Source organism: Nocardia sp. NPDC059180, assembly GCF_042754945.1.
Taxonomy (GTDB): domain Bacteria; phylum Actinomycetota; class Actinomycetes; order Mycobacteriales; family Mycobacteriaceae; genus Nocardia.
The window spans coordinates 135,291-145,327 of record NZ_JBHZBU010000004.1 but is presented as its reverse complement, the minus strand read 5'-3'; the positions used below and the strand labels follow the sequence as shown (position 1 = coordinate 145,327).

Below are 10,037 nucleotides of genomic sequence, written 5' to 3'. Positions count from 1 at the left end.
GCAGAACTCGCCACCCACATCCCTCCCAGATGGCTGATTCGCGCTGTCCGACCGAGCCGGCAGCGCCACCCACCGAACGCAGAAGGACAACGGTATGACCGCTGAACCGAACGGTATGACCGCAGAACATCCACTTGCCCGGGCGCTGACAGCGTTCGGCCCCGCGGGTTGGCATCGCATGGATGCCGCCTTCGCGGTAACGGTGCGGGGCGAGATCGCCCATATCGTCTATTCCATCGGTGAGCAACAGGTGCTGGCCCATCCGCCGGAGCAAGTACTCGCTCTGGTCCGGCAATCACGGGCGGCGGCCACGGAGACCGCGCGAGGGCCGTGGTGGCGGATGCTGGTGACCATTGCCGGGTCCACTGTCACCGTCGACTACGACTACGGTGCGGACCCGTTCCCCCCGGAACAGATGTTCGATCCAGAGGACTACCGCGCCGACCTGGTGACCTACCCGCGCGAGCACGTGCCGGTGTGGCTGGCCGCCTACATCCTGCACGCCGACCGTCAGCAGCGCACGCCGCAGCAGGCGGCCGAACAGGCTCGATCGGATCGGGCGGAGCAAGTGTGGGCGGTGCTCGCGGAGAGCGAGTTTCCGCCGTTCCCGGTGATGTGGGCGCGATGGGCGACCCTGAGTGCGGCATTCGTCGCCGCGAAGTCGCAGTGGGGTCCTCGGTTGCTTCCGTGGACGGGCGTTTTCGAGGGCTCGGCACGCGGTGGATCGACACTGCATGTGTTGCCCGGTGGGCGAGCTGTGCTGTCGGGCGGGGTGTGGAACGCTCCCACGTTGGATTCGGCGTACAACGGTGACGCGGCGCTGCCGAGGCTCTATGCCGGTGCGCCGGACTGGGTGGCGAATCCGGTGCTGAACCCGCGTGCGTCAACGGGGATGCTGTCGTTCTGCTACTGGTGGGAGGGCGGGCGCTGGTATCGCGGAGAATCACCCTCCGCCGAACAGTGCGCCACCGCTGTGCCTGGGGTCTGGACGGCCGAGATCGTCGCGGGAATTGTCGCGGGTCTTGTCGGGGACTCCCCGAACGACGGGCTTTCCGACCGGGCCGCGACCCTGGTTTCCGCCGCGGAAGCAGGAGTGGTGACTCGGGAAACGCTGACCGCGGTATTCGATGACGACCAGTTCGATATCGACGGAGCGCTCTATCAACTCGGCCTTGCCGGGCTGGTGTCGACGCTGCCCGAGGAACTGCCCGAAGAGGTGGCGATCGGTCGCGTCCGCGACTACATCGTCACCCGCGGTCTCGACACGACCGGGTACCCGTTGTCGGAGTTGACCGCGCACCGGATCAACGTCGGCTGGATGGTGTACGTGCCGGTACCCGATGGCGAGATATCCATCGGCCGGGCCCTCTTCTACATCGCCGACGATGGTGTTCTGGAACAGTCGTCGTCGTCGATCGCGCCGGGCGAGTACATCGTGGGCTTCGAGCAGCGGTTCAGTGATCGGCACCGGCCGTTGGTGCGGTAGCGCCTACGACGCGACGCTGCCCGGGCTTGTTTCGGCATCCTCGATGACCTACAACATATTTCGAGATTTCCGTGGCGGCTGGGGCTGGAAAGGTTAACGACAGGCAACCCACACCGGCCGCTCGTTAAATATTCAATTTCATCCAGACCAACCTATGCCCACCAGAGGGAATACGGAACGGGAAGTGGTCAATAGAATTCACCCAGCAAACTATCAGTACCGGTTGAACCGGTCGCCTCGACGATAGTCGGCGCACATTCGCCGCACATCGGATGGAGCCGGAATCATGCACATTCATCTCGAACGACACCACCGATCCACTCTCACCCGCCTACTCGACAGCCTCGGCTTCGCATTGCTGCTGGTCGTGGCCGTCATGGCATTCGTCGTCGTGCTCGGCGTCATCGCCACCGGAGCGATGTCATGAGTATCGATGTGGACACTCAGATCGCGATGCACGCCACTACCACGCTCTGGCAGTGGGCAGTCATTCCGAGCTCCAATCCGCAGATATACATCCCAGCCCCCAGCTTCGAACAGGCGGCGGCCATCGCCCGCGATCTCACCAGCGGATTGCGGCCCGAGTTCTACTGCTATTTCCGCGTTCCGGACGCGCTGCGCCAGAAGGTGGACATTCCCCCGCTCCCGAAACCGCCGGGCAAGCCGCGCGACTTCGGCCCCTGGCAGCCGGTATCAGCCGCCACCGCCGACTGCCTCGCGTCCTCGCCGGCAGTAGTTACCACGGTGCAGCAGGACCACCGAACCATCTACTTCGCGGCCGCCCCACTTGGCATGGAAGTCCGCCGGTTGGCCTGCCGCTGCCATCGCGAGCCCGCCCATCCCCTGGCCGCCTGACCGGCACTTGGAAGCGAGCACTGAATCGCGCCTCCGACACGTTCACGCGGGCATTCCGGCCTCCACCGCAGCCCCTGTCATGGGCCCGTGGGGCGCGAGAGACTCTGGTTGCTGGTGAGGTTTGCGGCTTGCCGGAAGAGCCGAGCTGCGGAGGCGGGGTTACGTCCTTTCGAATCGTACGACACCGCGTTCATGCCCCGGATACGATGTGCTGCAGCATGTTCGGTGTCCGGACTGATTGTGGGACGACGGGAACCTGTACTGCGGTCGCCTTTTCCGGAGCCCGAGTCGGTGACTGCACTCGCGGCCAAGATCTAGGGAGACGCCGATGACCATTCCTCACCCCCCGACACTGGCCGGCATTTTGGTCGGGCATGCTCGGGACCGCACCGGATGCCGAGCGGTCAGCGCGCCTGCGGGGTCGCAGACCTATGCGGAGTTCGCCCGGGACGTGGCGCGAATCGCGGACCGGCTGCACGCTGCCGGCCTACGCCGGGGAGACCGGATAGCGGTGCTCGCACACAACGACTTGGCCTACGTCCAGCTCGTCTACGCCGCCTCCTGGGCCGGCATCGTGCTGGTCGGCCTGAACTGGCGCCTGACGGCGGCCGAGCTGCGGGCCGTTCTGGACGACTGCAGCCCATCTCTGCTCTTCGCCGATCAGGAATTGGCATCGGGGTCGGACCCACGGTGCCCGGTGGTCCGGCTGGACGGGCCCGAAGGCTCTGAATTCGAGTGCTGGTATGCCGCAGGGGATTCCGACTACCCACCGGATGCCGATCAATCCGACGAGTCCCTCGTGCTGCTGGCCTACACGACCGGCACCACGGGCGAGCCCAAGGGCATTCAGCTGGTCGAGCGCAATCTGCGGGAGATGGCCCAGCAGGCCGCGGCAGCCTGGGCACTACACCAGGAGATGAGGTACATGGCCTGCCTGCCGATGTTCCGTATGAGCGGGATGAGCTCGGTGACGTGTTGCGTGCACCTTGGCGGCGAGGTGGTCATCCCGTCGGGGTCCTCGGTCGACGCGATCGCCGGCACCGTCGCGGACCGAGGTGTCACCCACACCAGCCTGGTGCCGACCCTGCTGGCCGGTCTGGTTGCCGAGAACACCGCCGCGACCTTCGACCTGTCCAGTCTCGAGGTGATCATCTACGGCTCCGCGCCCTCGAGCAGCTCGCTGATCGACGAGGCGATGGAGATGCTGCCGCAGACAGGCTTTTCGCAAGGCTACGGCTTGACCGAAACCTGTGCCGGGGTGGCGGTCACACCGGTCCTGCGCCGGGGGGAGGTCGACCGGCATCCGGGTAGCGTGGGCCGCATCCACCCCAGCTGCGAGTGCCGGATCGTCGATGTTTCCACCGGTCGCGACATGGGCACCGGTGCGGACGGCGAGATCTGGCTGCGGACGCCGCAACTGACCACAGGATATTGGAACAAACCCGAGGAGACCGCGGCCGCGATATCCGCCGACGGCTGGTTCCGCACCGGCGATATCGGGATGATCGACAACGACGGATTCCTCTACGTCCACGACCGAGTCAAGAACATGATCATCATTGGCGGCGAGAACGTCTACTCGGTCGAGGTCGAGAACGCGATCGGCGCGCACCCTGCGGTGCTCGAGGCCGCCGTCGTCGGCGTACCCCACCCACACTGGGGTGAGACGGTGAAAGCGGTCGTAGTGTTGCGCCACGGCCAGGAACTCGACGAAACGGAACTGCTCGGCTGGCTCGAGGGTCGGCTTGCCGGTTACAAGCACCCGCGGATCGTCGAGTTCGTCGGCGATCTCCCCAGGGCGGGCAGCGGCGAGATCCTGAAACGTGCACTCCGACAACACTTTCGATCATCTTCCGCGTGACGATTGTGCCAGGATGGATCCTATGACTGAAGAACGGTTCGAGGTTCGACGGGAGATCGCGGCACAGCCGGCCGAGATCTTCGCCCTGCTGTGCTCACCCGAAGGGCATGTGTCGATCGACAGCACGGGCATGCTGCAATCCGCAGAAGGCGAAGCCATCACCGCCGTCGGAGATGAATTCGTCGTGCAGATGGATCGTGAATCGCTCAATGACTTTCCCGAGATGGGAAAGTACGACGTCACGGTGACCATCACCGCATTCGACAAGGACGCCCATATCGCGTGGACGGTCTCCCGAGAGGGGCAGGTTCCGCCGATCGATCACCGCTACGGCTACCGCGTGGAACCCAGCGAGGTCGGCACCTCGGTGACGTCGTACTACGACTGGAGTCAGATCCCAGCGAAGTATCGCGACATGGGAGTCTTCCCAATTCTTCCTGAGTCCGCGCTGCGGGCCTCACTCGGCCTGCTTGCCAGGACCGTGGAGAAAAAGTAGGCGATCAGCCAGGCTGGTGGGCATCGTCAGCAGGTGCCCACCGAACCCATCGGTCGGCGTTCTGAAAATGTCCGCTACTTTGTTGCGACAATAACGGTTCTGCTGTCCAGGTCCACCGGACGGCCATGAAAGTCGCCCGCGAATGCCACGTGGCCGAATCCGGCTTCGTAGATTGCTGTCTCGAGTTGTGGGCGTGAATACATGTGGAGCCGAGCCTGTCGGGACCATCCAGGGCGCTTCCAGTGGAGCTCGAGTTCCTGGGCGGTCCAATCATACCGAGCGTGACCGACGAGACCGGACCGTTGAACCAGCTGCGTACTGACCAATTCGCTGCCGTTGCGTGCACGATGCTCGAAGTATTCGAGTGTATCGATTTCCATGACGAGCTTGCCCCCGGGCACGAGAACGTCGGCCCATGCCGTGAGGGCGGCACGGTCCTCGGCAGGGCTGTCGAAGAAGCCGAAGCTGGTCCACAGGTTCAGAATTGCGTCGTATGGACCTGCGGGTGGCGTTCGCATGTCTGTCAGGACGAAGGTGCAGTCAGGATATCGACGGCGGGCGTCGTCGAGTTGTTTCGGCGAGTTGTCTATACCGACGACGCGATAACCGCGCCGACCGAGCGGTCCGGTGTGACGGCCGAAGCCGCAAGGGACATCAAGGATTCGAGCACCGAGGGGCAATCGGAGCAGCGCGACAATCGCTTCGACCTCGCTCTCGGTGTCATCATATCTGCCTAGGATGGTGAAGGTTTCACGGAAGCCTTCGTCGAAGAATTCATCTGCCCAGTTCATCATCGGACCCACGTACGGTCGGATAGTTGCCGTCGGGAGCGTAGCTCCCCCGTAGGGGAGCTACGCCGAACCGCTACCACGAAGCGGCGATCACTTCTGGTCGAGATCGACCAACTTGCAGACACACAGCGTTACCGTGTGGGCAAGAATTCCGCCGAAATACTTGGTGCAGAACTCCGCGTACCCGACCGGATCGCACTGGTGCGCATGCCACGCCGAGTCCACTTCCAGATTGTCGGGCAGGTAGTTGCCCTGCATGCCGCTGGCCCGGAAGCGCTCGAGCGACCGCTGGTAGCGGGCTACTCGATTGTCGATCTGCTCTTCGGTCAAGGCCGCGGAGCCGGGCCAGAACAAGTGGCCCCAGCGCAGGTTCTCCTTGAGGTGTGTCGTGTCGAAATCCGCAGCAGGTACTTCGGTTTCAGCCGACACGGCCGCGATATTCGTAGTCATACCCGAATCCTCGATTCGTTCAGAACTCACCATGTCGGCCGACAAGCCTCCAGAAGTGCTGGAGTGATTAGATTTTGGTGTGTCACAGATCACCGGTCAAGAGCAGGTTCCTCCCATTCCTGGGAGCAGATAGGTGTGAACTTCGTTGTGGTTCACTCGATTTGACATGTCATTGGAAGCGCGTGCGGTGGTGGGCCAACCGAGCCACCGCTGGACCCACACGACAAGACAAGGACCTACTATGAGCGGAGACGTCGCGCGCACCGTCAGCGCACAGGAATTTCTGGCCGACTATCCGGAGTACGCCACGACAACGGTGCTCGACGACCTCCGGGCCACCGAGTACGCATATCTGGATCGCAATCGGGACATCTATCTCGACTACACCGGCGCCGGACTGGCTGCAACCACCCAACATCGGGCGCACAACGAGTGGGTCTCTGCCGGCTGCCATGGCAATCCGCATTCGGACAACCCGACCTCACGGGCGACGACGGCCGGGGTCGAGACCGCTCGGGCGTCCGTGCTCGCCCATTTCAACGCTCCCGCGCAGGACTACACCGTGATCTTCACGGCGAACGCCACGGCGGCCTGTCGATTGGTCGGCGAGGCCTATCCCTTCGGCCGCGCGACACGTTTCGTCCTGACAGCCGACAACCACAATTCGGTCAATGGCATTCGAGAATTCGCCCGCTCCAGGCGGGCTCGAACGGAGTACATCCCGATCGCGGGTACGGAACTACGAGTGGCCGAGTCTGCCCTCCGCACCGCGCTCGGGCGCCGCACGGTGCAGGAATCACTATCGATGGCTACGGTGAACGGACGAGAAAGCAGCCGTGGGTTGTTCGCCTATCCGGCGCAGAGCAACTTCACCGGCGTTCAGCATCCGCTCGACTGGGTCGATATCGCACATGAGCACGGCTTCGATGTATTGCTGGACGCCGCAGCCTATCTGCCAACGCATGAGCTCGACCTCACCGCCGTCCGAGCAGATTTCGTTCCCGTGAGCTGGTACAAGCTTTTCGGCTACCCGACAGGAGTCGGTTGTCTGATCGCACGCCGCGAGGCATTGTCCAGACTGCGGCGGCCCTGGTTCTCCGGCGGCACCATCCAGGCCGCCAGCGTTCAGGGAGGTTGGCACGCCCCGGCCGCGGGATCTGCCGAATTCGAGGACGGCACCGTGAACTTCCTCGCCATTCCGGATATCGAATATGGCCTCGACTGGCTGCGTGGGGTCGGCATCGATGTGATCAATCGGCGTACCCGCTGCCTGACCGGATGGCTTCTGGATCGGCTCCTGTCGCTCGAGCACGACAACGGGGCTTCCATGGTTCGAATCTATGGACCGCGAAATATGATCAATCGCGGCGCGACGGTCGCGCTGAATATCCTCGACCCCTCCGGGGCCATCGTCGACGAGCGTCTGGTAGCGCGAGAATCCTCGGCGGCGGGGTTTTCGTTGCGCACGGGCTGCTTCTGTAATCCCGGCGCCGGGGAGGCCGCCTTCGAGATCGGTCGACCATCCTCGCTTCGCCTGTTCAGAAAGTCGGCGCTCTCGATCGATGCGTACATCACCGAGCTCGGCCTGCCCACCGGTGGCGCTCTCCGCGTCTCCTTCGGGATCGCCTCCAGCTTTCAGGACGCCCAGCGATTTATCGAATTCGTCGACACCACCTACCGCAACCGTCCGCGTGAGACGCAGGGCCTCCCACCACGCGAGAATTGCTGAGCTGTGCATTTCTCACCGAAACGAGATCCGGCTCATGCTCTCCATGAGCATGAGCCGGATATCGAGTGAAGTGGAGCTAAGGGGAATCGAACCCCTGACCTTCTCGATGCGAGGAGGCATCACTGCCCACCGCGACTCAAGGCAACCGCCGATACGCGAAGAACCACCGTCTTGCTGCGTAAACATCGCCGAACAACAACTCGCGACAACTCGAAGACATGTTCGACAACTATGCGCATCAACTGAATTTATTGTGACATAGCTGGATCATGTGCACTTCGCCGGGCTCACTGCCCGGGAGCCGAGCTCGTCCTCAACACATCAGCACTATTGGGCTGCTCACCATCCGAACGTTGACCGGCACACCGGATCGAATTCCGGGTCGCTGAGGTCGGCGGGGGTGCAGAATGGTCGGATGTTTGGACACGGCAAGGCGTTGCAGGCTGCGAGTGAGAACTTCGCGCGGGCCCTGCCGATCACGCCGGAATTGGCGGCCGCGGCCGAAGCGATGCTCGCTGCAATCCAGGCCGAAATCGAGGAGATGCAGGTTCAGGCAGCTCGTATCGCCGACATGACGCAGGACGAGGGCGCAGCGATGGCAGGTGCTGCACGACATGGTGCCGAACGTGCGTTGAGTGCGGAACGCAGCCGGTGGAAGAAGATCGTTGATGTCCTGCGGGAAGTGCCGCCGCGACCGATCGACCCGACTGGGCACGCCTACTTCGAGGGCCAACAACCTCGCTGATGCGCCTACTGCGAGTGAACCGATCTGTACCTGGCTGTTGCGGGTCAGGACGTTGTTGAGATCGTTTGACTTGCGGGACGCTCGACTTGGCCGGGAGCGTGTGGCTCGGCAGCGGTTGCTGGCTCGTGGTCGCGTGGTCGGCAGCGGAGCGCCGAAGGTGACCACACCAGCCGAGGGCACGCGCGCTTGCACCCACGATAGTCTGCGCTTCTCCGTGGTCCTCATTCGCCGTTGGTCAGCGGAGGCACGTTCGTATGAACAGGGGTGAGCGCGGTTCGGAGGACGTTCGAGTCGCCACGGAACTCGCCGGCGGCGATGGCCTGCTCGATGCTGATTGCTCCAGCGGCTAGAGCGACGACCACATCGGGAGCGGCGGTGAATACTGAAGCCGGATCTCGATCGGGTACGAATGCGGTTGGACCATCTTCGTCGACCCTCAGTGCCATGAGGAAGCCATCCGTCTCGATACCGAGCTCGACGGGAGGAGAGGCGGTTGCGCCTCGGAGGAGGGCGGGCAGCGCGAGGGTCAGCCAGCGCGGCTGGAAGGCGTCGTCGCCCCGGCCGGTCGCCAGCAGCGGAGCGCCCCACCGGCCGAGCGCCTCCATCGGCTCTCGCAACCCCGCTCCCCGCGACGTGAGGGCGTAGACGACGCCCGCGTCCTCGAGACGACGCTCGACGATCCCGTTCGCCTCCATGGTCTTCAGCCGCTCGGACAGGAGGTTCGTCGCGATGCCTTTGAGTGAGGTCTTCAGCTCGGTGTAGCGCATCGGCCCCGGCAGCAGCTCGCGCGCGATGAGCAGCGTCCACCGGTCGCCTATGACGTCCAGAGAGCGCGCGAGGGCGCAGAACTGTCCGTAGGAGCGCGAACCCTTGACCTTCTGGTTGATTTTTTCCACCATGCTTTATGGTATCAACCAAAAGAGAGTGACGAGCAGAGGAGATTCCGTGGAGCTGAGCATCAGCTGGCTGGCGGTCGTATCCGCAATCGCGGTCGGAATGGCGATCGCCTGGATCTGGTACAGCGACTGGGGGCTGGTCGGCGGCGTATGGCGGAAGCTGACCGGGGTGACCAAGGAGGACTCTGAGAGAGGCGGCAAGGGTCCGTTCGTAGTCTTGGTGGCATCAATCGTTGTCACCGCGCTGACCCTCGCAGCCGCCAGCTCCGTCACTTCCGGCTTCTTCGGCATCGACTCCTTCTGGGCCGCTCTGCCAGTTGCCCTCGTGGCGTGGCTCGGCTTCTCACTGTCGACCCTGGCACAGCACAACGGCTTCGAGCAGAAGCCTGGTCAGCTCACTGTGATCAACGGCGCCTACCAGCTCGTGCTGTTCCTGGGCATGGCGGTCCCGATCGGGTTGCTGCAGTAGCAGCGCGCAGTCAGAGCACAAGAATCATGGGACATCGCAAACGCTCCCCTGAGTCCCGAGGGACGACGTCGGCTCATCGAGCGCTGCAAGACCCCGCCCAGTATGCAGGCGTTCTGTCGGCGACGGGCGCCGAACCCCGTCCTCCAAACGCATGACCTCGCCAACTACACCCATCCGGCGTTAATACACCACCGCCTCACCGCAACCGTCACCTAACACCATGCACACCAGCACCACCTGACCAACTCACCTACCTACG

At 63.6% G+C, this 10,037-nt stretch carries 11 protein-coding genes; 8 read left to right on the top strand and 3 right to left on the bottom strand.

The window, feature by feature from the left end:
- The first annotated feature begins 94 nt into the window (after nucleotides 1-94).
- From ACFXNW_RS15000 to ACFXNW_RS14980, 5 genes are all read left to right on the top strand, one after another.
- Nucleotides 95-1,486: a hypothetical protein gene (locus tag ACFXNW_RS15000; RefSeq protein WP_379418251.1), complete on the top strand. Its 1,392-nt coding sequence runs from the start codon at nucleotides 95-97 to the stop codon at nucleotides 1,484-1,486.
- 286 nt (nucleotides 1,487-1,772) lie between these two features.
- Entirely contained in the window at nucleotides 1,773-1,913 is a 141-nt protein-coding gene (locus tag ACFXNW_RS14995) for a hypothetical protein (RefSeq protein ID WP_379418250.1), read from the top strand.
- Nucleotides 1,910-2,341, top strand: a complete 432-nt coding sequence (locus tag ACFXNW_RS14990; protein ID WP_379418249.1) for a hypothetical protein — start codon at nucleotides 1,910-1,912, stop codon at nucleotides 2,339-2,341. Before ACFXNW_RS14995 ends, ACFXNW_RS14990 begins: the two co-directional genes overlap by 4 nt.
- A gap of 328 nt (nucleotides 2,342-2,669) precedes the next feature.
- On the top strand, nucleotides 2,670-4,202 hold the full coding sequence (locus tag ACFXNW_RS14985; RefSeq protein ID WP_379418248.1) for a class I adenylate-forming enzyme family protein: 1,533 nt from the start codon (nucleotides 2,670-2,672) through the stop codon (nucleotides 4,200-4,202).
- 22 nt (nucleotides 4,203-4,224) lie between these two features.
- Nucleotides 4,225-4,698: an SRPBCC family protein gene (locus ACFXNW_RS14980; RefSeq protein WP_379418247.1), complete on the top strand. Its 474-nt coding sequence runs from the start codon at nucleotides 4,225-4,227 to the stop codon at nucleotides 4,696-4,698.
- Between the two features lie 74 nt (nucleotides 4,699-4,772).
- On the opposite strand, the gene ACFXNW_RS14975 is transcribed toward ACFXNW_RS14980, so the two are convergent.
- Together ACFXNW_RS14975 and ACFXNW_RS14970 are read right to left on the bottom strand one after the other, a co-directional pair.
- Nucleotides 4,773-5,492: a class I SAM-dependent methyltransferase gene (locus ACFXNW_RS14975; protein WP_379418246.1), complete on the bottom strand. Its 720-nt coding sequence runs from the start codon at nucleotides 5,490-5,492 to the stop codon at nucleotides 4,773-4,775.
- Nucleotides 5,493-5,579: 87 nt separating this feature from the next.
- On the bottom strand, nucleotides 5,580-5,939 hold the full coding sequence (locus ACFXNW_RS14970) for a hypothetical protein (protein ID WP_379418245.1): 360 nt from the start codon (nucleotides 5,937-5,939) through the stop codon (nucleotides 5,580-5,582).
- Nucleotides 5,940-6,180: 241 nt separating this feature from the next.
- Between ACFXNW_RS14970 and ACFXNW_RS14965 the strand changes: the two genes are divergently transcribed.
- Nucleotides 6,181-7,668, top strand: coding sequence for an aminotransferase class V-fold PLP-dependent enzyme (locus tag ACFXNW_RS14965; RefSeq protein WP_379418244.1), 1,488 nt, complete (start codon nucleotides 6,181-6,183; stop codon nucleotides 7,666-7,668).
- Nucleotides 7,669-8,083: 415 nt separating this feature from the next.
- Nucleotides 8,084-8,413 carry a hypothetical protein gene (locus ACFXNW_RS14960; protein WP_379418243.1) on the top strand — a complete coding sequence of 110 codons (330 nt, stop codon included), beginning with the start codon at nucleotides 8,084-8,086 and terminating at the stop codon, nucleotides 8,411-8,413.
- Nucleotides 8,414-8,634: 221 nt separating this feature from the next.
- Here ACFXNW_RS14960 and ACFXNW_RS14955 read toward each other — a convergent pair whose 3' ends face one another.
- Nucleotides 8,635-9,312, bottom strand: a complete 678-nt coding sequence (locus ACFXNW_RS14955; RefSeq protein WP_379418242.1) for a winged helix-turn-helix transcriptional regulator — start codon at nucleotides 9,310-9,312, stop codon at nucleotides 8,635-8,637.
- Nucleotides 9,313-9,358: 46 nt separating this feature from the next.
- Between ACFXNW_RS14955 and ACFXNW_RS14950 the strand changes: the two genes are divergently transcribed.
- Nucleotides 9,359-9,778: a DUF1761 domain-containing protein gene (locus tag ACFXNW_RS14950; protein ID WP_379418241.1), complete on the top strand. Its 420-nt coding sequence runs from the start codon at nucleotides 9,359-9,361 to the stop codon at nucleotides 9,776-9,778.
- Nucleotides 9,779-10,037: the final 259 nt, after the last annotated feature.

Excerpts from the sequence above, each read along its gene's own strand:
- ACFXNW_RS15000 (WP_379418251.1), top strand. The coding sequence starts at position 95 with ATGACCGCTGAACCGAACGGTATGACCGCAGAACATCCACTTGCCCGG.
- ACFXNW_RS14995 (WP_379418250.1), top strand. The coding sequence starts at position 1,773 with ATGCACATTCATCTCGAACGACACCACCGATCCACTCTCACCCGCCTA.
- ACFXNW_RS14990 (WP_379418249.1), top strand. The coding sequence starts at position 1,910 with ATGAGTATCGATGTGGACACTCAGATCGCGATGCACGCCACTACCACG.
- ACFXNW_RS14985 (WP_379418248.1), top strand. The coding sequence starts at position 2,670 with ATGACCATTCCTCACCCCCCGACACTGGCCGGCATTTTGGTCGGGCAT.
- ACFXNW_RS14980 (WP_379418247.1), top strand. The coding sequence starts at position 4,225 with ATGACTGAAGAACGGTTCGAGGTTCGACGGGAGATCGCGGCACAGCCG.
- ACFXNW_RS14975 (WP_379418246.1), bottom strand. The coding sequence starts at position 5,492 with ATGATGAACTGGGCAGATGAATTCTTCGACGAAGGCTTCCGTGAAACC.
- ACFXNW_RS14970 (WP_379418245.1), bottom strand. The coding sequence starts at position 5,939 with ATGACTACGAATATCGCGGCCGTGTCGGCTGAAACCGAAGTACCTGCT.
- ACFXNW_RS14965 (WP_379418244.1), top strand. The coding sequence starts at position 6,181 with ATGAGCGGAGACGTCGCGCGCACCGTCAGCGCACAGGAATTTCTGGCC.
- ACFXNW_RS14960 (WP_379418243.1), top strand. The coding sequence starts at position 8,084 with ATGTTTGGACACGGCAAGGCGTTGCAGGCTGCGAGTGAGAACTTCGCG.
- ACFXNW_RS14955 (WP_379418242.1), bottom strand. The coding sequence starts at position 9,312 with ATGGTGGAAAAAATCAACCAGAAGGTCAAGGGTTCGCGCTCCTACGGA.